The sequence below is a fragment of the Flavobacterium sp. ZB4P23 genome, from assembly GCF_003970375.1.
GTDB lineage: Bacteria > Bacteroidota > Bacteroidia > Flavobacteriales > Flavobacteriaceae > Flavobacterium.
The window spans coordinates 150,470-175,766 of the sequence record NZ_RYDK01000001.1; the positions used below are offsets into that span (position 1 = coordinate 150,470).

A 25,297-nucleotide genomic window follows, 5' to 3' on the forward strand; every position below is an offset into this window, starting at 1 on the left:
TTGTAATTACCAGTTTTAAAGTTGCCATTTATTGTATTTATAATTTTATCTTCGCAGTTGCGTTTTACTTATACAAACTCCAATTTAAAGCATGCTAAAAAAACTATATCTGTACTCTTTTATTTTTGTTTGTGCTGTGTCTTACAGTCAAATAGGAGGGAAGTACACCTATCAGTTTTTAAATTTAGTGACCTCACCAAGACAGGCAGCTTTAGGCGGGAAAGTGATTACAATTTATGATGAGGATGTCAATCAGGTCCATTTTAATCCGGCTACTATAAATGCAGAAATGGACAACCATTTGGCTTTGAATTACGGGAGCTACTTTAATGAAGTGACTTATGGAACTGCTTCGTACGCGTATACATACGATCGTCATTTACAGACCTTTCAGGCGGGTATAAATTATGTAAATTATGGTAATTTTGAAGGATTTGATGAAAATGGCCAGCCTACGGCAGCATTTACTGGAAGTGAAATAGCGCTTTCTTTCGGGTATGCCTATAATATTCCCTATACGAATATTCATATTGGTGCGAGCGCTAAATTGATTTCTTCAAATTTAGACATTTATAATTCTTTTGGTGGTGCGTTAGATATAGGCGCTCTTTTTATTGATGAAAAAAATGATGTCAATTGGGCTTTGGCCATTCGAAATATAGGCACACAGTTTTCAACGTATAATGGTACAAATGAAAAACTGCCACTAGAAATAATCGCAGGAGTGTCACAGGAATTAGAAAATGTCCCTATTCGCTGGCATCTTACTTTAGAGAATTTACAGCAATGGAATATTGCTTTTTCAAATCCAGCTAGAGCTACATCTTCATTTAATGGAGAATCAACCGAAGAGAAGGTGTCATTTGTAAATAATGCTTTGCGTCATGTAATTATGGGAGTAGAGCTTTTTCCTAAAAGAGCCCTTAATTTGCGATTGGGATATAATTTTAGACGAGCCGAAGAATTACGTATTGTCGAGCAACGTAATTTTTCAGGAATTTCATTGGGTTTTGGACTTAAATTAAATAAACTTAAATTTAATTATTCATATTCAAGATATACCTTAGCAGGAAATACAAGCCTTTTTGGATTGACAATTAATTTTCAAGAATGATTTTGATATAACATTGAACTTTAAATTTTACATTTTGAACAAAAAAATCACCATTGCGATTGACGGTTTTTCATCAACCGGAAAAAGTACTTTAGCCAAACAACTCGCAAATCATTTTGGATATGTATTTGTAGATACCGGAGCAATGTATCGTGCCGTTACTTTTTTTGCGATGCAAAAAGGATATGTTAACGCCACTTTTTTTGATAAACAAGCATTGATTAATAGTTTGTCAAATATTAAGTTGCAGTTTAAATTCAATACTGATTTGGGTTTTGCCGAAATGTATTTGAATGATGTGAATGTCGAAACTGAAATCAGAACGATTGAAGTGTCTAGTTTTGTCAGTAAAGTAGCCGAAGTTTCTGAGGTTCGCAGTAAATTAGTCGAACAGCAAAAAGAAATGGGAAAAGACAAAGCAATTGTTATGGACGGCAGAGATATAGGTACCGTTGTTTTTCCGGATGCCGAGCTTAAAATATTCATGACCGCCAGTGCAAGCACAAGAGCAAAAAGACGCTATGACGAGTTAGTTCAAAAGGGCGATAGTATCACGTATGAAAAAGTTCTCAAAAATGTAGAAGAGCGGGATTATATTGATACTCACCGGGAAGATTCTCCCTTGATAATGGCCGATGATGCGATAGAAATTGACAATTCACATTTAAATCGTAAAGAGCAATTTGAGCTTGTTTTAGAATTAGTAAACGAAATTACTAAAACGATATAATTAGTTGCAAATTTAATTTTTAATAGTAGATTTACGCCTTGTAAATTTTTTAAAACAAAAAAAACAATTCATCGCATGGGAATTAAAAATAGATTGGTAATAATGAGTTTTCTTCAGTTTTTTGTTTGGGGAGCTTGGTTGATTACCATTGCAAATTATTGGTTTGGCACCAAGAATTGGGAAGGAACTCAATTTGGATTGGTTTTTGGAACTATGGGAATTGCTTCTTTATTTATGCCGACACTAACCGGAATTATTGCTGATCGATGGGTAAATGCTGAGAAATTATATGGAATTCTTCATATTTTGTATGCTGCAGTATTATTTTTTATCCCACAAGTTACTACTCCGGAAACCTTTATTTATAGTATGCTTTTAGCAATGTGTTTTTATATGCCAACGATTGCTTTGAGTAACTCAATTTCTTACACGGCTCTAAAATTAAACAATAAAGATGTAATCAAAAATTTCCCTCCAATACGGGTTTGGGGAACAATCGGTTTTATTGTTGCTATGTGGATCACTAATTTGACCGGAAATAAAGCAACGGAATATCAATTTTATATTGCAGGTTTAGCAGCGGTACTTTTGGGAATTTACTCTTTTACGTTACCCAAATGTAAACCGCAGCGCTTGTCTAAAGAGAATGCTTCTGTGATGGAAACACTAGGATTAGAATCCTTTAAGTTATTCGCAGATTATAAAATGGCTTTGTTCTTTGTTTTCTCCATGTTTTTAGGAGGCGCATTACAATTAACAAATGCGTACGGAGATGTTTTCTTGGATGAATTCAAACATTTTCCAAAATATGCTGATTCTTTCGTAGTGGAATATTCAACTATTATCATGTCGATTTCTCAAATATCGGAGACTTTATTTATTCTTGCGATTCCTTTTTTTCTAAGACGTTTTGGTATCAAACAAGTGATGTTGATCAGTATGCTGGCTTGGGTATTGCGTTTTGGATTATTTGCTTACGGCAATCCTACAGACGGGTTGTGGATGATTATTATGTCCTGTGTGGTATACGGAATGGCATTTGATTTCTTTAATATATCAGGATCATTATTTGTTGAAACCACCACAGATCCAAAAAATCGTTCTTCGGCACAAGGATTGTTTATGATGATGACCAATGGTTTTGGAGCGGTTTTAGGAAGTTTTACTTCGGGATGGGCTATTGATAAATACTTTACAAAATCATTTAATAATACTACAGATTTAGCTGGTTTTCTGGAAACAGAAACGACAAATTCAAAGATGTTAGAATTTGTGACTGCTCAAGGGAATACAATTACGGCTGATGGATTGTTTAGTAAAGCCATTTTTATGAAAGACTGGCATACCATTTGGTTGGCTTTTGCTATGTATGCACTGATAATTGCCTTGGCTTTTGCCGTTTTATTCAAGCACAAACACAATCCTGTAGATTTTGAAAATGTAAGTCATTAGAAAGGAAAGAAAAATAAAAAAAACCGATAACTAAAAATAGCTATCGGTTTTTTTATTCTGGGAATCAAATATTTATATAACTAGCCCCGAGTGAAGCGGCATCCTTTTATACAGCATCCAGCCTTCAAAAGGCTGGATGCTGTATAAAAGATATAGCGGAAAGCGGGAGTAATCGTCATAAAAATCCCAAAACCTACTGCTCCTAAAAACCAAGACATTATCGTATTTAAATTATTTTGCAAATTAAGATAAATGTGTTACTTTTGCAGTCCTTTTGGTGAATAAGAGTTTCCTTTAGGTATTACTTAATTATACAAACAACTTCTGTTGTTTTCTAGCACATTAAGAAACTCGAGAGAATACAGAATACAAATTTTCAATCAGCATGTCTGAACAAGTAAAATCACAAGAAGAGTTTTTAGCAAATTTTAACTGGCACAACTTTGAAGAAGGTATTGATGCAGTGGATCAAAAAAACTTATTAGAATTTGAAGAACTAGTTTCAAAAACATTTATCGCTACAGATCAAGAAGAAGTAGTAGATGGAACAGTTGTTAGAATTACAGATAGAGACGTTATTGTTGATATCAACGCAAAATCGGAAGGTGTTATTTCATTGAACGAATTCCGTTACAACCCAAGCTTAAAAGTAGGTGATACTGTTGAAGTATTAATTGACATCCGTGAGGATAAAACAGGTCAATTAGTATTGTCTCACAGAAAAGCACGTACTATCAAATCATGGGATAGAGTTATTTCGGCTAACGAAACAGGAGAAATCGTTAATGGTTTTGTAAAATGCAGAACTAAAGGTGGTATGATCGTTGACGTTTTCGGAATTGAAGCGTTTTTACCAGGATCTCAAATTGATGTTAAACCAATTAGAGACTACGATGTATATGTAAACAAAATGATGGAATTCAAAGTGGTAAAAATCAACCACGAATTCAAAAATGTTGTTGTTTCTCATAAAGCGCTTATTGAAGCGGATATCGAAATCCAGAAAAAAGAAATCATCGGTCAATTGCAAAAAGGACAAGTATTAGAAGGTGTTGTTAAAAACATTACTTCTTATGGTGTCTTTATTGACTTAGGTGGAGTTGATGGATTGATTCACATTACTGACCTTTCTTGGTCAAGAATCAACCACCCATCTGAAGTATTGGAATTAGACCAAAAATTAAATGTTGTAATCCTTGATTTCGATGACGAAAAAACAAGAATTCAATTAGGATTGAAACAATTAAACGCTCACCCTTGGGATGCTCTAGATGCTAAATTAGCAATTGGAGACAAAGTAAAAGGTAAAGTAGTTGTAATAGCTGATTACGGTGCATTTATTGAAGTGGCTGAAGGTGTTGAAGGTTTAATCCACGTTTCTGAAATGTCTTGGTCTACTCATTTACGTTCTGCTCAAGATTTCGTAAAAGTAGGAGATATTGTTGAAGCAGTTATCTTAACATTAGACAGAGATGACCGTAAAATGTCATTAGGTATCAAACAATTGTCTCAAGATCCTTGGACTGATATCACTTCTAAATATCCTGTAGGTTCTAAACATTCAGGTATCGTTAGAAACTTTACAAACTTTGGTATTTTCGTAGAACTAGAAGAAGGAATTGATGGATTGATTTACATCTCAGACCTATCTTGGACTAAGAAAATCAAACACCCATCTGAATTTGTAAATGTTGGTGAAAAACTTGATGTAGTAGTATTAGAATTAGATGTTGATGGACGTAAATTATCTTTAGGTCACAAACAAACTACTGCTAATCCTTGGGATCAATATGAAGATTCATTTGCAGTTGGAACAATCCATAACGGTGAAATCTCTGAAATTGTTGACAAAGGAGCTACTGTAGAATTTGGTGATGATATCGTTGCTTTCATTCCTACACGTCACCTTGAAAAAGAAGACGGAAAGAAATTGAAAAAAGGCGAAACAGCTGATTTCAAAGTTATCGAATTCAACAAAGAATTCAAAAGAGTGGTTGCCTCTCACACTGCTATCTTCCGTGAAGAAGAAGAGAAAAATGTGAAAACAGCTACTGAAAACACATCATCTTCAGCATCTACAAACAATGCTTCGGCATCAACTTTAGGTGATAGTAATGATGTATTAGCAGCATTAAAAGCTAAAATGGAAAAATCAGAGAAAAAATAATTTCTTGATTTTTTTGAATATAGAAAGCTCCACAGTAATGTGGGGCTTTTTTTTGCTTCCTTTTTAAGGAGCATAACATATAAGTTCACCATCCACAATCGTCCCGCTGTTCGCAGTATCTTTTTATTGTGCAGTACTAATTTTTAAAAAATAACTTTGGGTAGCACCATAAAAAGGATACTTGCTGCCATCTGAGCTATTTTACTTCGTTTCATTTTCATAACACTATTAAAAAAATATAATTATTTGAAAATCAATATTTTGAAAATTATTTTTATTTTTTTAAAACCAAAAGTAATAATAGTGCGTAAATGCTTTTATATAACTTTTAAAAAAAAAATATGAAAACTAGAAAATTTTTATCAATTGCATTAATGACATTAGTATTTGGAGCTACATCTTTCGCTCAAAAAAGTGTAATGGTTGGAGGAGCAGCGATGTATCCAACTAAAAATATTGTTGAAAATGCGGTAAACTCTAAAGACCATACTACTTTAGTTGCAGCTGTAACAGCAGCTGGTTTAGTTGAAACATTACAAAGTACAGGACCATTCACCGTTTTTGCCCCAACAAATGCTGCGTTTGAAAATTTACCAGCAGGAACTGTAACTACATTGTTAAAACCAGAAAACTTAAAGATGTTACAAACAATACTTACGTACCATGTTGTAGCTGGAAAAATGAATGCTTCAGATATTGCTAAAGCAATTAAAATGGGAAAAGGAAAAGCAACCTTAAAAACAGTTAGTGGCGGAAACTTAACTGCTTGGATGAAAGGTAAAGATTTATATATCTCGGATGAAAATGGAGGAAAATCTAAAGTAACAATTGCTGATGTGAACCAATCTAATGGTGTGATTCACGTTATTGATGCAGTTGTATTACCTAAACAATAATTTTTGATTAGAGGTTGATATTTTGTTAGTCTTAAGAGCCCTCGCAATTTGCAGGGCTTTTTTGTTATAAAAAAACCCCGATACTAAGTTTTTTAGCATCGGGATTATATTTTACTTAGATAAAATTGAACTTATCTCAAAGTGGCTCCGAGTTCAGTTATAAAATTATTTTGCAACTTGCTCATAATTCTGTCAATTTGCGCATCCGTCAGTGTTTTAGAACAGTCTTGAATAGCGAAACTTAAAGCGTATGATTTTTTCCCTTCAGGAAGATTTTGACCTTGATATACATCAAATAAATTAATGTCTTTTAAAAGTGTTTTTTCTGTCTGACGTGCAATGTTATAAATACTTTCATAAGTTATGTTTTGATCTATAAGCAAAGCCAAATCCCTGCGCACTTCCGGATATTTTGGAATCTCGGTATATTTTATCTTCGCAGAAATTAATTTTAAAATTAGAGCCCAATTAAAATCCGCAAAAAATACTTCTTGTTTGATTCCAAAATGCTTCAATATTGATTTTTTTACCACCCCAAATTCTACCACAGTATCTTTGTGACATCCAATTGCAATTCCTTCAGAAAAAATATCAGATGTAACAGGTAAATTTTGTGTTTTTTGAATCCCTAATCTTGAAAGGATCCCATGGACATAGCCTTTGAACAAAAAGAAATCAGAGGGTTTTTGAGCGTTAGTCCAATTTTCTTGATTTCTGTTTCCGGAAAGAAATAAAGTCAAATGTTTTTTCTCTTCATAACCAGCAAGATAGTTGTGGTATGATTTTCCAAATTCAAATAATTTTAAATCGGAATTTTTACGATTAATATTATAGGAAACAGCCTCTAATCCGGAGAATAACAGGGATTGTCGCATTGTTGATAAATCAGCACTTAACGGATTCAGCATTGTTACGTTATGTTCTTCTTTAAGTATTTCACTTAGCGCTACATAAGAAGCGGTCGTCAGCGAATTAGCCATCATCTCATTAAATCCTTGAGAATTTAATTGTGTGGCAATCAGATTTTGTATCTTATAGTCTTCGTTTCTGGGAGAATTAGAAACAGTAGCATTCAATTTTTTTGAAAATTTAATGTTATTGTAACCGTAAACCCTTAATATTTCTTCAATTACATCAATTTCTCTTTGTACATCAACCCGATAAGCCGGAATGGTTAAACCTAAACCTGCGTCAGAAACACTATTGATTTTAATTTCTAATGATGCTAATATTTGTTTGATCGTATCTTTTGGTAATTCCTGACCAATTATTTTAGCGACTTTACTAAAATTTAAAAACACTGAAAAGTCTTCCAATTTTTTTGGATACATATCCACAACATCGGATGTTATTTCGCCTCCTGCTACTTCTTGTATTAATAGAGCTGCTCTTTTTAGGGCGTATGCGGTAATGGTTGGGTCAATTCCTCTTTCAAATCGAAAGGAAGCATCCGTATTCAATTGATGTCTTTTCGCTGTTTTACGAATACTTACGGGATTAAAATAAGCACTTTCCAAAAAAATAGAATTGGTATGTTCACCTACTCCTGATTTTTTTCCGCCAAAAACACCGGCAATACATAAAGGTCCTTTTTCATCACAAATCATTAAATCTTCTTCGTGTAAGGTTCTTTCTACATCATCAAGAGTAATGAATTTAGTTCCGGCAGGAAGTGTTTGTACGAGTATCTTTCCATTAATTTTTGCAGTATCAAAGGCATGAAGTGGTTGACCCAGCTCATGTAAAACATAATTGGTTACATCTACAATATTATTTTTAGGATTGATTCCAATAGCTTTCAATCGGTTTTGCAACCAAGCTGGTGATGGTTTTACCTCTATACCAGAAATGGTTACACCACAATATCTAGGAGCCAGTTTAGACTCTTTGACATCAATATCAATTTTTAAGGTTCTTTTATCTACTCTAAAATTACTTACCGAAGGGGTGATCAGTTCTACATTGACACCGCTTTGCAGCATTCCTGCTCTCAAATCCCGAGCAGTTCCCAAATGGCTCATGGCATCAGCACGATTGGGTGTCAATCCAATTTCGAAAACTTCGTCATTTTCAATTTTAAAAACGGTTGCTGCTGGAGTTCCTGCTGCTAAAGCATCGTCCAGTATCATAATTCCGTCATGGCTATCGCCTAGTCCTAGTTCATCTTCTGCACAAATCATTCCGTGACTTTCCTGTCCGCGAATTTTTCCTTTTTTTATTATAAAAGCAATTCCCGAGGCGTCATATAATGTGGTTCCAATAGTAGCAACCGGCACTTTTTGTCCTGCAGCAACATTAGTGGCACCACATACAATCTGTACAGGAACGCCATTTCCTAAATCGACTGTGGTAATTTTTAATCGGTCAGCATCCGGATGTTGGATGCACGTAAGCACGTGTCCTACAACAATGCCTTCTAATCCGCCTTTTACGGATTGATATTTATCAACAATTTCTACTTCTAACCCTAAATCAGTTAGTAATGCTGCAGTTTCCTCGGATTTCCAGTCTATTTTAATAAATTGTTTTAACCAGTTGTAAGATATTTTCATCTTTTAATTTTAATGAGACTGCAAATATAAGGATTGCAGTTTGGAGTAAGAAACAATTTTTTTGGTTTTTTACAACTCATTTATATGGATTGACTATGTACCAAAAATACAGATAAAGGAATCTTAAATATAATTATATGTGAATTAAACAATAAAATTAGGTTAAAAAAACACATATTTAAATTTAATGCTATTACTTGAATGAATTGTGCTATTCTAAAGAGAAATAGGTAACTATTTTTGATAAAATATAAACAGATAACAATATGGATAACGTGGCACAAAGACCAGAATTTAAGGCAAAATATGATAATTATATTGGGGGAAAGTTTGTTGCACCAATTAAATACTCATGCATTCTTTGATTAATTTATTAATGGTAGCTGCCAGTTCTACATTGTTGTAGAAAAAATAATTTTGGTAGTTTAATTGCCAAAATTGGTCGTTTCCGTCTTTAGGATACCGTTCGTTCAAAAACTGTAAGGTATCTATAATCTTAGTTTGCTCTATGGCCAAAACCAAACACTGTGTTGGATTTTTTCTTGTAGCCTCCGGGAAATCAATTTTCATTTCTACATTTGAGGGAATCACTACTGTTTCTCCTGGTAAGTACACAAAGCTCGGATCATCAAAAAGATGCATTACTTTTTTACCTCTGAGCATGCTAGTCACTACAAAATCATTAAATTTTAGAGGAACTAATGCCGATGATTCATAAGTTTCAAAAAGATTTAGTTCGCAATGGTTCAAAGAGTAAACCGTTCGGTTCTCCACTAATGTTTTTAACGATTTCTCGTTTGATAAATGCGGTGGGTTGATGAAGGTACCATTACTATTCATAAATTTAAACTTTAAAAAAGGAAAAGTCTAAATTTAAAGTAAATAACTTAAATTTTAGTGCTATTTATGGAATATTTAAATTAATTCTTCGACGTGTTTTTTTATGTTTTCCGCCATTTTTTTAGTGGGCAGATCATTGGCATCCATGCCAAAAGGATCTTCAATTTCTTCGGCAATCAGCTCTAAACTTGCTAAAACATAAAAGATAAATACCACAACCGGAATTACATAATATCCCAAACTGAACACGTATCCAAAAGGCAAAGTCAGTACATAAATAAAAATAAATTTTTTGATAAAAGCACTGTATGAATAGGGGATAGGAGTGTTTTTTATACGTTCACAAGCACCACAAATATCTGTAAACGAATGAACTTCAGTATTTAAAATCAAGAGTTGGTCGCCTGTTATTTTTTTAGAAACATACAAATCATTGATTTTTTGAAACATCATTTTTGCGACCTGATTAGGCTTGTGTTTCTGATGATCAATGTCTAAATCCAAATCGTCAAAAAGTTGCAGGCTGGTGTCACGGTCGTTTAAATGTTTGTGTAAAATTGAGGCATACCCGGGAATTATTTTGCGAAAGAAATTACGATCTTTTTCGTCCTGCAACATTGCAGACAATTTAATAGATAAATTACGACTGTTATTTACCAATGATCCCCATAATTTTCTTCCTTCCCACCAGCGATCATAAGCTGTATTGGTTCGGTAGGCTAATAATAATGAAATTACAAAACCCAACATTCCGTGCATTATTGAAATGTTTTTTACGGGACTGTTATCCGGCAAATGCCAATATTCAATTTCCAAATACCCTATTATACCGGAATAAACACCAATAAGTAGCATCATTGGTATCAATTTCCGAAAAGTATCGGCTTTGCTTAAATGGAAAATAAAACTAATCCAATCTTTAGGGTTATACGAAGTCATTCAGATTTTTTATTTGCAAAAATAAACTAAAATGAACTTTCTGGTTCTAAATAAGGAATCAAAATTTTTACTGTAAACTACCATTCGTTTTGTCCTTAAAATTTGAAAATTGAGCCATGGAAAAAAGAACAAAATTGTGAATTATTGTCAAATTAAAAAATAAGATTTCCCGCCAATTCTCGAAGTGCAATTTCAGATAATTTGCCTTGAAATTGGGCGTTACTATAGCGAACCTTTGCATTAACATAATTCAATTGTGCGGTTCTGAATTCTAGAGTGGTAATGGTTCCAATGCGAAATTTATCTAAAGTTATAGTCAAATTCTGTTGGGCTATTGCTTGATTTTTTTCTTCTAATGTTATCAATTCTAAATTGGTCAAATAGGTTTGATAGGAGGTTGCCAATTGAGCATTTAGGATCAAATTTTGTTGCTGAATTGATATTTTGGAATTTTCAATTTGAATTTTCGCTATTTTTTCATTTCTATTTTGAGAAAAGCCATCAAACAGGTTTAATGTTGCTGTAAAGCCATAATTAAAACCTCTGGATTGCGATTGTGTGACGAAACCAAGACTGGATTGACTTTCTGAAAAGTTATAGGCCGTATTAACTCTGATTGTAGGATAACGTCCTGCTTTGATTTGCTTCAATTGCAATTCAGCTACTCTTTTATTGATGATCTGAGCTTCTAATTGTGGATTTTGCTTTTCGGCCAGCACAGTAAGTTCCGGAAGAAATAACAGTCGGTCTACTGCAAGTACATCGATTACTTTAAAATTAATTTTAAGATCTCTGGCCATAATTTGGTTCAGCAGGATTTTGCTGTTAGCATAGAGTTCTTTTTGTCTTAAAAGTGCGACTTGGTCAGTATTTAAATCTACCTGAGCATTCAAAACCTCTAATTTAGATGCTTTTCCGATTGTAAATCGGTTTTGTGCCAAAATTAATCGCTGATTTGAAATAACAATTGTCGTATCCAGAGCGGCCAATTGTTGTTGTTGCTGCACTAAATCATAATAAGCAGCATTTACGTCACTAATTTTAGTAATTAAGGTCAGCTTTAATTGGGCTTCCCCAAGTTTTTGTAACTCTTTGAGCTGGTTCATTCGGGCAAACATTCGGAATCCGTCAAAAATGGTCCAGTTCAGACCTACACCATAACTCAAACTGTTATTTTTAGCATTGTCTAATTTCGTTTCTGCTCCGTCTTGCCTGGTTTGGGAACTATTTTGAACGCTGTTATTGTCCACTACAGATGCTGTTACGGTGGGTAGCATTCCTGCATTTCCAACCGCTACGTTTGTTTTTTCTATTTTTAAATTATTGGCTGCAATTTTTATTTCGTAATTGTTTTCCAATGCTATCTTTATGGCACTTTCCAATGTTAGCACTTCTTGTGCTTGGGTATTTAAATTACAAAAGAAAATTAAAATTAAACTGCGAAAGAGTATTTTAGTGTTTGTCATAATTGTTTTTTTTGTCACAGATAAATCTTTGTCATTTGTAGCTCCGTTCAAATTATCGAACTTCTTTTTCATATTCTTCAATATGATCAAATTCAGGATAATGTTTTCGAGCTTTAGACCACATTAAGTACATGGCAGGGATTACAAATAAAGTTAGAATTAAAGAGAAAATTGTTCCGCCAACAATGACAACTCCCATTCCAATTCTACTGGTAGATGCTTCTCCTAAAGATAAGGCAATAGGCAAAGCTCCCAATGAAATAGCTAAACTAGTCATTAAAATAGGACGAAGTCTGGATTCAGAAGCTTCTAAAATAGCCTCCAGTTTTGGTTTTCCTTCTTCTCTCAGTTTATTGGCAAACTCAACTATCAAAATCCCATTCTTCGTGACTAATCCAATAAGCATTACCGTTCCAATTTGGCTGAAAATATTCCACGTCTGATCAAACAACCAAAGGGAGAATAAAGCACCTGCAACAGCCATTGGAACTGTCAAAATAATAATTAAAGGATCGATAAAACTCTCAAATTGTGCTGCCAGAATCAAAAATATTAACAGTAAAGCCAATCCAAAAGCAAAAGAGGTATTAGAACTACTCTCTACATAATCCCTGGATTCGCCCCCTAAATCAGTGGTAAAAGTGTCGTCAAGTACTTTCGCTTTAATTTCATTCATAGCATCAATTCCATCACTGATACTTTTTCCCGGTGCTAATCCGGCAGTTACAGTGGCTGACATGTATCGGTTATTGTGGTACAATTGTGGCGGATTGCTCTGTTCTTGAATACTAACAACATTATCCATTTGGATTAATTCTCCACTACTATTTTTTACATACATAGAAGTTAAATCCAAAGGTTTGGATCGATCTTCTTGTTCAAATTGTCCAATGACCTGATATTGTTTTCCATTGCGCATAAAATAACCAAAACGCTGTCCGCTCAAAGAAAGTTGTAAGGTTTGTGCAATATCCATAACAGATATACCTAAACTTTTCGCTTTTTCCCGATCAATAGTAACATTGATTTCGGGTTTGTTAAATTTTAGGTTTACATCGGTAACCGAAAACGTAGGGTTTTTGGCAGCCTCATCCATAAATTCAGGAATCTTTTTTTCTAATTGTTTAAAATTAGGTGCCTGAATAATGTATTCAATCGGTAGACCTCCACGTCTGTTTACTGCAATAGTAGGTTCCTCAATAACTGAAGTCTTAATTTCGGGATATTTTTTTGTTAATCGGTTTAATTTTTCTGCAATTTCCTTTTGAGATTTTTCTCGTTCCCCTGTTTCTGAGAGTGCCATTCGAATCATTCCACTATTTACAGAGGAGGAACCCCAACCCGGTGATGTAATTACTAAAGCAACCTTTTTTTCCGGAATAGAATCATCTACTAATTGTGATAATTCTTGCATAAAGCGGTCCGTGTATTCGTAGGACGAACCCTCAGGAGTTGTCATTCTCATAACAAGAGCACTACGGTCATCGTAAGGTGCAGTTTCTTTTTGCAATAAATTAAAAAATACATATATTAATCCAAAACAAGCTATAAGAATGGGAAAACTGATCCATTTTCGTTTCATAAAAGTACTTAATGCACTGGCATAACCACTATTCAATCTTTGGTAAAATGGTTCCGAATAAATATAGAATTTTGATTTTTTTTGTTCCCCGCCTTTCATCAAATAGGCATTTAACATAGGTGTTAATGTTAATGAGACAAAAGCCGAAATTAATACTGCGGCTCCTATGACAACGCCAAACTCCCGAAATAGCCGCCCAACAAATCCTTCCAGAAAAATTACCGGTAAAAATACGGCTGCTAAAGTAATTGAAATCGAGATTACAGCAAAAAAGATCTCATTAGAGCCTTTTATAGCTGCCTCAATTGGAGACATCCCTTCTTCGACCTTCTTAAAAATATTTTCCGTGACAACAATTCCATCATCAACGACCAGCCCTGTAGCAAGAACAATAGCTAATAAAGTCAGTACATTTATCGAGAAACCAAAAAGATACATGATGAAGAACGTTGCAATTAACGAAACCGGTATGTCAATTAAGGGTCTAATGGCAATAGCCCAATCTCTAAAGAATAAATAAATGATCAGAATTACCAGAATGATAGAAATCAATAAGGTTTCAGCCACTTCAATAACGGATTTTTTTACAAAAATAGTGCTGTCAATAACAATGTTTAATTTAATATCTTTGGGTAAATCCTTTTTTAATTTATCATATTCTTTGTAGAATTCTTTAGAAATATCTAAATAATTTGCACCAGGAAGCGGAACTATAGCTACACCTACTAACGGTAAACCGGATTGCGTCATTTTTGTTTCCAGATTTTCAGGTCCTAAAACCGCTGTACCTATATCACTAAAAAGAACCGTTTTTGCTCCTTCGGAACGAATGATAATATTATTGAACTCTTCGGCTGTAGATAAATTTCCAACTGTTTTTACTGTTAATTCCGTATTATTGCCCGTTATTTTTCCAGAAGGGAGTTCTACATTTTGTTGATTTAAGGCATCTCTAACTTCGGCTACGGAACATCCGTAAGCGGCTAATTTGACAGGATCAATCCATAAACGCATGGCAAATCTCTGTTGTCCCCAAATTTGAACTCCACTGACTCCTGGGATTGTTTCTAATCTTTGGGCAATAACATTTTCAGCATAATCACTTAATTCTAGGGAATTTCTGGAATCACTTTGAACTGTCATCGAAATAATAGCACGACTATCGGCATCTGCTTTAGAGACAACAGGAGGGGAATCAATGTCTTCTGGCAAATTTCGTACTGCCTGAGATACTTTATCCCGGACATCATTTGCGGCAGCTTCAAGATCCTTACCTAAATTAAATTCAATGGTTATGCTGCTGTTTCCTTGGGTACTCGACGAAGTAATATTTCGAATTCCTTCAATAGAATTGATTGCTTTTTCTATAGGCTCGGTAATTTGTGACTCAATAATATCCGCATTTGCTCCGGCATAATTGGTTCGAATCGAAATTTGCGCAGGATCAATAGAAGGAAATTCCCGGACTCCCAAAAAACTATATCCAATTATTCCAAATAACACAATGGAAAGGTTCATTACTATAGTTAATACAGGTCTTTTGATACTTAAAGTTGATAAACTCATTGTTTTAATTTAGTTTTTAATCCCAATAAACAAAGGGATTTAATTTTAAGGGTATTGACCTTAAATATTATTTTTAGCGACAGTTACTTTTACAGGAACATCATTTTTTAAGGACATAATACCACTGGTCAATAAAGTATCACCCGCCTTAAGTCCTGAAAGTACTAAGATGGAAGCATCCGTTCTGGTGGCGGTTTCGACCATCACTTGCTTTGCTTTTCCTCCACTGGAAATAAAAACTTTTTTACCGTTTTGAACCGGAATGATCGCTTCTGTTGGGACTAAGATCGCATCTTTGATAATATCCAAAGGCATTTCTACATCGGCAAAAAGTCCCGGTAATAAGTTACCGTCTTTGTTTTCTGCTAATGCTCGTACTTGTATGGTTCTGGTAGCTACAGACACTCTTGGCTCAATAGCATAAATCATAGCGCTATATTTTTTATTAGATCCGGCTACTGTAAAGTGTAAAGAGGTGTTTTTCTTAATTTGTGTAGCATATTTTTCAGGAATCGAAAAAGTTATTTTTAGCTTGCTGGTGTTCACAAGATTTGCAATTAACATGGAAGGTGTAATATAAATTCCCGGAGAAATAGAACGCAAACCAATTTTTCCTGAGAAGGGCGCTCGTACAGATGTTTTGGCAATTTGAACTTGAATCAACTGAGTCTGGGCTTCTGCGGATTTTAGATCCGCTCGGGCTAAATCATATTCTTCCTGGCTAATGGCTTCTTTTTGAAGTAATAATTGTGCTCTTCTAGCATTTTCTGAAGCTAATCCTTCTCGAGTAGATGCTTGTCTCAATTGGGCTCTTAACTCTAAATCATTCACTTTAAAAAGTACTTGACCTTTGCTAACGCTACTTCCTTCCTCAAAATAAATTCGTTCAACAATTCCTGAAACTTCACTCCGGATTTCAACCTGTTCATTGGCTTCAATAGAACCAGATAACGATAAATTATTATCAAACGTTTGTGGCTCTACAATAATTCCACTGACATTCATTGATTTGATGTTTCCTGATTGATCTTTTGAATCGCCACTTTTACTTTTGTTTTCTTTTATTCGGTAACCAATAAATCCAATGATTCCAATTGTTAGCAAGGCATAAACTAGGTATTTAATTTTCATAGTTATTAAGTAAGATTAGGTCTCAGTTTTTTTAGTTAAAGACAAATTTAGGTTTTAGAAATGAATTAATTGAGGTGTTAATTTTTATTTAACGTTTGTACATACAAATGTCTTGTCCGTAAAAAATACGTTTCTGAATTCTAAATATTTTAGAAATATAGCATTAAAAAAAATGTTTTCGGAAACTCATTAGATTGTAGGACTACAAAAAACGGAAATGGTTTAATTGATAATAGAAAAAATAGTATTTAACGAAACTAAATTAAAAAGTACATACGATCAAAAATTACGTTAGCAAGATAAAATATCAACTTCTCGCCGTTTTAGTTTTAATCAAAAACAAAAGTTGAACATTATTCTCAAAATAAGAATTTAGGTTAGCTAATATAATTCCAGATGTTTTTCTTTTTTGTCATTTCTAAGAAAACAACTCTCAAAGCGGTATGCTCCGGTTTTTGCATCCCTGCATCTTCTTTCAGAAGTTTTAAAGCATAATTTCTGGCTAAAGCTAAAGTATCTCTGTCTCGAACTAAATCGGCAATTTGAAGATTCAGTACGCCGCTTTGTTGTGTTCCCATCAAATCACCCGGACCACGAAGCTTCAAGTCGACTTCCGCAATTTCGAAACCATCGTTTGTTTGCACCATCGTTTCCATTCGGGTTTTACTGTCAGAACTCAATTTGTGACTTGTCATCAGGATGCAATAACTTTGCTCCGCACCACGCCCCACGCGACCTCGAAGCTGATGGAGTTGCGACAATCCAAAACGTTCCGCACTTTCAATAATCATCACGCTGGCATTTGGAACATTTACGCCAACTTCAATTACGGTTGTTGCGACCATAATATTAGTTTTCCCTTCTGAAAAGCGTTTCATTTCTGCATCCTTTTCCGCTGGTTTCATCTTTCCGTGCAAAATTGAAATCGAATACTGTGGCAATGGGAAATCTCTGGAAACACTTTCGTAACCGTCCATTAAATCCTTGAAATCCATTTTCTCCGATTCCTGGATGAGCGGATACACAATATAGATTTGGCGACCCAAAGCGATTTCGTCCCGAAGGAATTTCCAAACCTTCAAACGGTTGCTGTCAAAACGATGTACGGTCTGAATCGGTTTTCGTCCCGGAGGCAGTTCATCAATTACTGAAATGTCTAAATCGCCATACAAACTCATCGCCAAAGTGCGGGGAATAGGCGTGGCGGTCATTACCAGAACGTGTGGCGGAATCACATTTTTCTTCCATAATTTAGAGCGTTGCTCTACTCCAAAACGATGTTGCTCATCAATTACAGCCAGTCCTAAATTCTTGAATTTTACTTTATCTTCTAGTAAAGCATGCGTTCCGATGAGGATATGTAACGTTCCGTTTTCCAGTTCTTCATGGATAATTCGGCGTTGAGCTATTTTGGTGGAACCTGTTAGGATTCGGATATTTATATTTAAAGTTTCGGCCAATTCGGATAAACCGATAAAATGCTGATTGGCGAGGATTTCTGTTGGTGCCATCAAGCAGGCTTGGAAGCCATTATCAAGCGCCAAAAGCATGCTCATAAAAGCCACAATTGTTTTTCCGGAACCTACATCGCCTTGCACCAATCGGTTCATTTGGGCGTTGCTTCCCATATCGGTTCGGATTTCCTTTATCACTCTTTTTTGAGCATTTGTCAGTTGAAAAGGCAAATGATGCTGATAAAAATCATTGAAGTTTTCGCCTACAGTTGTAAACGGATGTCCTTTTATTTTATGTTTTCGGATGAGATTCTTCGTGATTAATTGCAACTGAATAAAGAACAATTCTTCGAATATTAATCGGAATTTGGCTTTTGCTAAAACATCAGAACTTTTTGGAAAATGAATGTTGAATAAAGCCGCTTTTTTAGGAATCAGCTTCAATTCGTTAATCAAATAATCCGGTAAAGTTTCCGTGAATAACGCTTGTGTTTCCAGAAACAATTGCTGCATCAGTTTATTAATCACCCGGTTTGAAATTCCGCGATTAGTCAAAGTTTCTGTCGAAGGATACACGGGTTGCATCGCTGAACGCAGACTTTGTTCATGCTCTGTCATCAATTCAATTTCGGGATGCGCCATGTTGAACGCATTTCCAAAAGAGGTGCATTTCCCAAAAATAACACACATTTCATTGAGCTTTAAACTCTCCCGAATCCATTTGTGACCTTGAAACCAAACGAGTTCCATTTGTCCTGTATCATCTACAAAAGTCGCTACCAATCGTTTTTGGTTTTTGCCAAATTCTACAGTTTTGATGTTGATGATTTTACCGATAATCTGAACCTCGGCACTGTTATTTTGCAGTTCGTTGATTTTGTAATATCGGGTGCGGTCAATGTATCTGTTTGGAAAAAAATTCACCAAATCCACGTACTTATAAATTCCCAATTCCTTACGAAGCAATTCGCCCCGATTGGGACCAACGCCTTTCAAGTATTCGATGGGAGTGAGTAGGAGGTTTTGTTGCATAGTGCGAAGATAGTTTTTTGTTTGGAAATTTGGAAAGTGTAATTGATTCTAAAATGCTTTATTAAAAATGTAAAGTTAAAACTTAACTTAATTGTGAAATTAACACCAAACGCAATACCTTCGTAAAAAAAAGTAATAAATGACAACTCATCTCGCATTACTCCGTGGCATCAATGTTTCCGGTCACAGTATGATAAAAATGGAGGCGCTAAAAACAACTTTGGAAGCCATTGGTTTTCAAAATGTACAAACGTATATTCAATCGGGAAATGTTTTTGTAGATACAGAAGAAGAAAGTTCAGCTGCTGTTGGATTCAAAATAAAACAGGAAATTTTCAAGGCTTTTGGTCATGAAGTGCCGGTTGTAGTCATTAGCTCTGCAGATTTAGAAGCATGTTTCAAGAATAATCCTTTCTTGAAGGAAAAAGATATTGATACTAAGAAGTTATATGTGGCTTTTATTTCGACTACGTTACAAAGTAGCAGTATGAATGATTTGAGAATAAGTCAGTTCAAACCGGATGAAGCCAGTATTGACGGCAGCAGAATTTTTATAAAATATGCTGTTGGCGCCGGAAAAACCCGATTCGACCAAAAATACATCGAGAAGAGGCTAAATGTTATTGCAACAATCCGCAATTGGAATACTGTGACGCAATTACTGAAACTTTACGAGGAAAGATAATAAGCTTTAAAATCTAGTATAACCGCTAATTCGCTAATTTTCAAATGTTATCATCCATTTGAAATTTGCGAATTAGCGGTATTTTTTTAGAGTCAAAACAAGGATGTTTCAGAATCTATTTTTAACTTTAGAAATAAAATATTTATAATTTGACGCAACCTTTTACAAAAAGAATCATCTCAAGAATATCTGTGTAAACGATGTCAAATATTATTTTACGCTTTTAGTTAAAAAAGTAAATTAATAAGTGCTTATTGAACATTTTGATGCGGTTAAATTTAGGATTATGAAGCATTTTTGCGAAAGAGATCTCAGGAGTTAAAAATTTTTGGTACTTTTTTTTTAAAAACCTTAATTATAAAAATGAAGCCTATCCTAAAGTACTGAATTTATTAGCCATTAAATAGATTATTTTTCAACCAGATCACAATACCAAAACCCAAAATCAAATGCATCTGAAGCACTCGTGTCGCAAGCGGTATCCGAGGAATCTTCTTTTTCTGGTTTTTCGTATTTTCGGTATACAACTTCTCCTATTTCGAAATCAATTGGTTTGGAAAAAATAGGTCCATCAAAAGTAAAAGTATGAAATTCGCCGTTTTCGCCACAAACGTCTACATTTTCAGGTAAATCATTGATGAAATCTTGGTCGATAACACGACCAACAAAGCTTTTATTTAAAAATCGTTCGTTTACACAAACTACAATCGTTTTAAAGCCTAAGCCTATAAATTCTTGAATGAGTTCGAGAGTCGGAATTTTCCACAGCGGAAAAATCCCCTCAAAATCTATTTCGGCTAATTTATCTTCGCGATATTTACGTAAATCTTCTAGGAAAATATCTCCGAAAATAGAATGGGTTACACCTTGGTTTTTAAGTTTTGCCAATGTTTCGCGCATTACCTTTTCGTAGACTTCCATCGTGGGCATTTCGGGAATTAGCATAATTTCAAGCGGTAATCCAATACTTTCGGCTTGTTGCTGCAATAATCCAACTCTTACACCGTGCATTGAAATACGCTGATATTGTTGGTTTACACTTGTGAGTAAACAAGCAATTTCAATTTCGGGATTTTGTAATGTTTTGTACAAGGCGAGAGCCGAATCTTTACCGCTGCTCCAGTTAAATAGTGCTATCTTTTTCAATGTATTTTCATGTTTTTTCTGGAGTCAAACTTACAAAATTTGGCGGTTTAGTTTGCGAAACCTTCGTAACTTTGAAAATTACAGTATTAAATGTATCATAATGAAATACCTATTCTTTTTTATTTGCACGTTTACATTTGCCCAACAAACCCAATTTGTTGATTTTAAATCGGTTTTAGGGAAAATTGCCGTAAATCCAATTGAAAAAATAGTTTCAGGTGATGTTGATTATATTTTTGACGTTTTGAAATCCATTGACACGATTAAAATTGATGCACAAAACATAGAATTTTCAGATGTAAAACTGAACGGAAAACCGATTAATTTTCGCAATACTGAGACACAATTACAAATTATATTTCCGTTCACAAATGGAAAAAACAACCTGACTTTTCAGTATTTGGCAAAGCCAAAACAAACGATGTATTTCGTGGGTTCAGAAGCAAATGATAATTTACAAATTTGGACGCAAGGACAAGGAAAATATACCAGTCATTGGTTTCCGAGTTTTGATGATGTGAATGAAAAAGTGGTTTTCAATTTGAATATTATATTCAAAAAAGAATATCAGGTAATTTCAAATGGAACTTTGAGATTTAAATCTGGATTTGATGGACTTTCGGTTTGGCAATACCAAATGCAAAAACCAATGAGTTCGTATTTATTGATGCTTACCATCGGTAAATTTGAAAAAAAAATCGAGAAATCAAATTCTGGAATTCCTTTAGAAATGTATTTGGGACTAAAAGACGTTTCCAAATTTGAACCAACCTATCGCAACTCTAAAAAAATGTTTGATTTCTTAGAAAAGGAAATAGGAGTGAAGTATCCTTGGGAAATTTACAAACAAGCACCTGTTCGAGATTTCTTGTATGCCGGAATGGAAAATACATCAGCAACGCTCTTTAATACGCGTTATGTTGTGGATTCTACAGGTTTTGAAGACAGAAGTTACACGAATGTCAATGCGCATGAATTAGCGCATCAGTGGTTTGGGAATTTAGTCACTGCCGAAAGCAGCAAGCATCATTGGTTACAAGAAGGTTTTGCGACCTATTATGCGTTGCTGGCCGAAAAGGAAATCTATGGAGAAGATTATTTTTATTCCAAATTATATGAGTCGGCATCACAATTAAAATACGCTTCCAGAACGGATAGCATTCCGGTTTTGAATGCCAAAGCCAGTTCATTGACTTTTTATCAAAAAGGAGCTTGGGCACTTTTTGTTTTACACAAAGAAATAGGGGATAAGGCGTTTAAAAAAGCGGTAAAAAGTTATTTAGAAAAAAATGCATTTCAAAATGTGAATACAACAGATTTTTTTGCTGAAATCAAAAAAGTATCTAGTTATGATTTAGATAATTTTAGTGAAGTATGGCTTGAAACTACTGCTTTCAATACACAACAAGCCAATAGTTTATTGCTTAAAAACAAATCAATTCAGGCGTTGTTTGAAGTCGATAAATTAAAAAACAAACCGTTGTCAGAGAAAAAGGATTTTCTTGAAAAAACAATGCAATCTGACGTCTATTTTTTGGTAAAAGAAGTTATTTTAAATCAATTAAAAAATGAAAAATGGGAAGATAAAAAAGAACTTCTGGCATTGGCTTTAACAACTGAAAATCTCCAAGTGCGTCAGGCAGTAGCTAGTACTTTGACTAAAATACCCGAAGATTTCCGTTTGCAATATGAGACTTTACTCGATGATCATTCCTATCAAACCCAAGAAATAGCGTTGTATCATTTATGGAATAATTTCCCCGAATATCGCTCTCTTTATTTGGATAAATCCAAAGACTGGATTGGTTTTAATGATTATAATCTTAAAACCTTGTGGCTTAGCTTAGCCTTGTCAAGTCCAGATTATGCATCAGACAAAACGGATTTAATCACGGAATTGGTGAATTATTCTTCTTCAATTTATGAAGCGACAACACGCCAAAATGCTTTGGAAAATCTTCTTACTTTTGGAATAATAAACGACACGGTTTTGAAAAACTTGATCAATGCATCAACACATCAAATGTGGCAGTTTTCAAAATTTGCGAGAGACAACATTAGAACCTTGCTAAAAAACAAAGAAATGCAGCTTTCATTCGAAAGGATTTTACCAAATTTGATTGAAAAGGAGCAATTTCAATTGAAAAGATTGATTTTTTAATTACTTTAACGAGATAATAATATAAGATTTATTATTTCAATATAAAATAGATGAAAGCATTAGTCATTTCAGGGGGTGGTAGTAAAGGAGCATTTGCAGGCGGGGTAGCAGAATTTCTTTTAGAAAAAGAAGCCGATAAATATGATCTTTTCGTCGGAACTTCAACTGGAAGTTTGCTGATTCCTCATTTGGCTTTAAATAAAATTGAAAAAATAAAAGAAATTTTTACCTCTGTAAATCAGTCCAGTATTTTTAGTAGACGTCCTTTTTTTGTAAAAAATAAAAATGGGGTATTTGTTATTTCGATAAACCATTTTAATGTACTAATCAATCTCATCAGAGGGAGTAAGACTTTTGGAGAAAGTTATAGTTTGAGAAAATTAATTCGAAAATCCATTACTCGTGAAGAGTTTAAAGAGTTAAAAGCCGGGAGCAAAGATGTTATTATTACCGTTTCCAATTTGAGCACTAATGAAGTGGAGTACAAGTCAATTAAAGATTTTGAATATTCTGAGTTTTGTGATTGGATCTGGATTTCATGTAATTATCTTCCCTTCATGAGTTTGGTTAATAAAAAAGGAAGTGATTATGGCGATGGTGGATTTACCAATTTAGTACCAATTCGAGAAGCCATAAATCGAGGAGCAACAGAAATTGATGTCATTATCTTGCAAACAGAAACCCAAATTAGTAAAAAAATTATCAGTAGAAACCCTTTCTCTTTATTGGTAAATTTATTTGGGACTGTTCTCGAACAGGTAAAGAAAAAGGACATTGCCATTGGTCTTTTGGCAGCAAAGAATAATAATGTAACCATAAATTTTTATTATACTCCAACGCATTTGACTGATAATGCGCTTTTTTTTAATAAAACAGAAATGAAAAAATGGTGGAAACAAGGTTACGAATACGCATTGACTAAAAGTGAAATTATGAGTGATATAAAATAACTCTTACCACAATTGTCCCACTTCGTTTTTAATATAAGCCAATGCTGCAGTGCTTGGAGAAGGTTTCTCTAATAAATCTTCAATGATAATTTCCCGCAAACTATTTGCGTCTTTTACTCTTTCATTAGTTGTTGCCAAACGAATCATTTGAATGGTTGCATTTTTGGCTGTAACAATAATGGACCAACACTCATCCGAAATGTAGATTTGCTGTGCTAAATTGTGTTCATACTCTTGTTCGATTTGTGCAATTACAAAATTGCGATACTCGTTTTTATCTTCTGAAAGAGGGGTAATTCGAACTAAAAGTTTTGAAGGATTGATCCGTTCCATAAACAAAGCCATACGCTCATAAGCCTGCAAGCGCAGAGGCAATAAGTCTTTTTGAGCGTCTTTTTGTAATAACCAGCGTCTTGTATTTTGTTGGTCTTTGAAATAAGCGTTAAATAAATAATAAGCAACACCTCCAGTAATTAGTGAAGGTATTGTGTAGCCCAGAATTTCTATGATTTTTGTAGAATCCATTTTGATGTGAAAATTATTTAGCAAAAATATACTTTTTTGAGTATAAATCAATTTCTATTTAATAGCAATAAATGAAACCGAATGCTATTTTTGTTGTTCGTAACAAGAATATTTTAATTGAATACTATGATGGAGACTTACGTTTTGGCTTTACTTTGTATTGCGGCTTTTGCTGCGGGATTTATTGATGCAATTGTTGGCGGTGGCGGATTAATACAAACGCCTATGGGATTGGTTTTATTACCGAATCTTCCTGTTGCAACCGTAATTGGAACCTTGAAAGTTCCTGCTTTTAGTGGTACTTCCTTTGCAGCATATCAATATCTAAAAAAGGTAGATATGAACTGGAAACTATTGTCGATTATGATGCTTTTGGCCTTTCCATCGGCATTTTTGGGTTCTACTTTATTGACGTATGTGAGCAATGATTTCATGAAACCGTTATTATTGGTGGTTCTTTCTTTTTTAGTTGTTTACACGTACGCCAAGAAAAATTTTGGACAACATATTGAAAAAAATCATTCCCCAAGAACTCAAATTTGTAATGCTATCGGAATCAGTTTTGTAGTTGGTTTATATGATGGATTTATCGGACCGGGAACCGGAAGTTTTTTGGTTGTGGCTTTTATTGCCATTATGGGTTTCGATTTTTTGCACGCTTCCGCAAATGCGAAAATGGTGAATCTGGCGACAAACTTTGGTTCTATATGTTTGTTTATTTTAAAAGGAAAAATTATTTGGGCAATTGCACTACCCATGGCTGCCAGCAATGCGTTAGGCGGATGGATTGGAGCAAAAATAGCCATTAACAAGGGAAATAGTTTTATTCGGATTTTTTTTCTAGTTGTAGTTGTTGGGACTTTAATCCGTTTTGCGTACGATGTATTTTTGAGATAATAAATACAAGAA

The 25,297-nt window shown here is 34.3% G+C and carries 18 protein-coding genes; 9 read left to right on the forward strand and 9 right to left on the reverse strand.

The genetic code is table 11. From position 1 onward, the window contains the following. The first annotated feature begins 91 nt into the window (after positions 1-91). The 5 genes from porQ to EKL99_RS00715 all read left to right on the forward strand — a co-directional run bounded on the left by porQ (position 92) and on the right by EKL99_RS00715 (position 6,359). Positions 92-1,114, forward strand: coding sequence for a type IX secretion system protein PorQ (gene porQ / locus EKL99_RS00695; protein ID WP_126553304.1), 1,023 nt, complete (start codon positions 92-94; stop codon positions 1,112-1,114). Between the two features lie 34 nt (positions 1,115-1,148). Further along, positions 1,149-1,844, forward strand: a complete 696-nt coding sequence (gene cmk / locus EKL99_RS00700) for a (d)CMP kinase (protein WP_126459577.1) — start codon at positions 1,149-1,151, stop codon at positions 1,842-1,844. 75 nt (positions 1,845-1,919) lie between these two features. After that, the gene (locus tag EKL99_RS00705; protein WP_126459580.1) at positions 1,920-3,296 is read left to right on the forward strand and encodes a nucleoside permease; all 1,377 of its coding nucleotides are present in this window, start codon (positions 1,920-1,922) and stop codon (positions 3,294-3,296) included. A gap of 385 nt (positions 3,297-3,681) precedes the next feature. Then, positions 3,682-5,463, forward strand: coding sequence for a 30S ribosomal protein S1 (gene rpsA, locus EKL99_RS00710; RefSeq protein WP_126459583.1), 1,782 nt, complete (start codon positions 3,682-3,684; stop codon positions 5,461-5,463). Between the two features lie 341 nt (positions 5,464-5,804). After that, entirely contained in the window at positions 5,805-6,359 is a 555-nt protein-coding gene (locus EKL99_RS00715; RefSeq protein WP_126553302.1) for a fasciclin domain-containing protein, read from the forward strand. A gap of 131 nt (positions 6,360-6,490) precedes the next feature. On the opposite strand, the gene pheT is transcribed toward EKL99_RS00715, so the two are convergent. The 7 genes from pheT to recG all read right to left on the reverse strand — a co-directional run bounded on the left by pheT (position 6,491) and on the right by recG (position 18,921). Further along, a complete protein-coding gene (pheT, locus tag EKL99_RS00720; protein ID WP_126553300.1) occupies positions 6,491-8,911 on the reverse strand; it encodes a phenylalanine--tRNA ligase subunit beta in 2,421 nt (806 codons plus the stop codon). Positions 8,912-9,253: 342 nt separating this feature from the next. Then, complete coding sequence (locus EKL99_RS00725; protein ID WP_231507348.1) at positions 9,254-9,751, reverse strand: AraC family transcriptional regulator; 498 nt, start codon at positions 9,749-9,751, stop codon at positions 9,254-9,256. A 75-nt stretch (positions 9,752-9,826) separates the two neighbouring features. Further along, the gene (locus EKL99_RS00730) at positions 9,827-10,690 is read right to left on the reverse strand and encodes a bestrophin family protein (RefSeq protein ID WP_126563738.1); all 864 of its coding nucleotides are present in this window, start codon (positions 10,688-10,690) and stop codon (positions 9,827-9,829) included. 152 nt (positions 10,691-10,842) lie between these two features. Beyond that, the gene (locus tag EKL99_RS00735) at positions 10,843-12,156 is read right to left on the reverse strand and encodes a TolC family protein (RefSeq protein ID WP_126576383.1); all 1,314 of its coding nucleotides are present in this window, start codon (positions 12,154-12,156) and stop codon (positions 10,843-10,845) included. A 52-nt stretch (positions 12,157-12,208) separates the two neighbouring features. Then, entirely contained in the window at positions 12,209-15,304 is a 3,096-nt protein-coding gene (locus EKL99_RS00740; protein ID WP_126553296.1) for an efflux RND transporter permease subunit, read from the reverse strand. Between the two features lie 60 nt (positions 15,305-15,364). Next, the gene (locus EKL99_RS00745; protein WP_126451460.1) at positions 15,365-16,435 is read right to left on the reverse strand and encodes an efflux RND transporter periplasmic adaptor subunit; all 1,071 of its coding nucleotides are present in this window, start codon (positions 16,433-16,435) and stop codon (positions 15,365-15,367) included. A 377-nt stretch (positions 16,436-16,812) separates the two neighbouring features. Next, on the reverse strand, positions 16,813-18,921 hold the full coding sequence (gene recG / locus EKL99_RS00750; protein ID WP_126561565.1) for an ATP-dependent DNA helicase RecG: 2,109 nt from the start codon (positions 18,919-18,921) through the stop codon (positions 16,813-16,815). Positions 18,922-19,060: 139 nt separating this feature from the next. On the opposite strand from recG, the gene EKL99_RS00755 reads away from it, so the two are divergent. After that, positions 19,061-19,606, forward strand: a complete 546-nt coding sequence (locus EKL99_RS00755) for a DUF1697 domain-containing protein (protein ID WP_126561566.1) — start codon at positions 19,061-19,063, stop codon at positions 19,604-19,606. Between the two features lie 408 nt (positions 19,607-20,014). Here EKL99_RS00755 and EKL99_RS00760 read toward each other — a convergent pair whose 3' ends face one another. Further along, positions 20,015-20,752 (reverse strand): diphthine--ammonia ligase, encoded by a 738-nt coding sequence (locus EKL99_RS00760; protein ID WP_126561567.1) that lies wholly within the window; start codon positions 20,750-20,752, stop codon positions 20,015-20,017. 100 nt (positions 20,753-20,852) lie between these two features. Between EKL99_RS00760 and EKL99_RS00765 the strand changes: the two genes are divergently transcribed. Further along, the gene (locus tag EKL99_RS00765) at positions 20,853-22,913 is read left to right on the forward strand and encodes a M1 family metallopeptidase (protein ID WP_126576199.1); all 2,061 of its coding nucleotides are present in this window, start codon (positions 20,853-20,855) and stop codon (positions 22,911-22,913) included. A 50-nt stretch (positions 22,914-22,963) separates the two neighbouring features. Beyond that, complete coding sequence (locus tag EKL99_RS00770; RefSeq protein WP_126514825.1) at positions 22,964-23,863, forward strand: patatin family protein; 900 nt, start codon at positions 22,964-22,966, stop codon at positions 23,861-23,863. Between the two features lie 3 nt (positions 23,864-23,866). On the opposite strand, the gene EKL99_RS00775 is transcribed toward EKL99_RS00770, so the two are convergent. Beyond that, complete coding sequence (locus tag EKL99_RS00775) at positions 23,867-24,388, reverse strand: hypothetical protein (protein WP_126514826.1); 522 nt, start codon at positions 24,386-24,388, stop codon at positions 23,867-23,869. Positions 24,389-24,517: 129 nt separating this feature from the next. Between EKL99_RS00775 and EKL99_RS00780 the strand changes: the two genes are divergently transcribed. After that, entirely contained in the window at positions 24,518-25,285 is a 768-nt protein-coding gene (locus EKL99_RS00780; RefSeq protein ID WP_126576384.1) for a TSUP family transporter, read from the forward strand. The last annotated feature ends 12 nt before the right edge of the window (positions 25,286-25,297 follow it).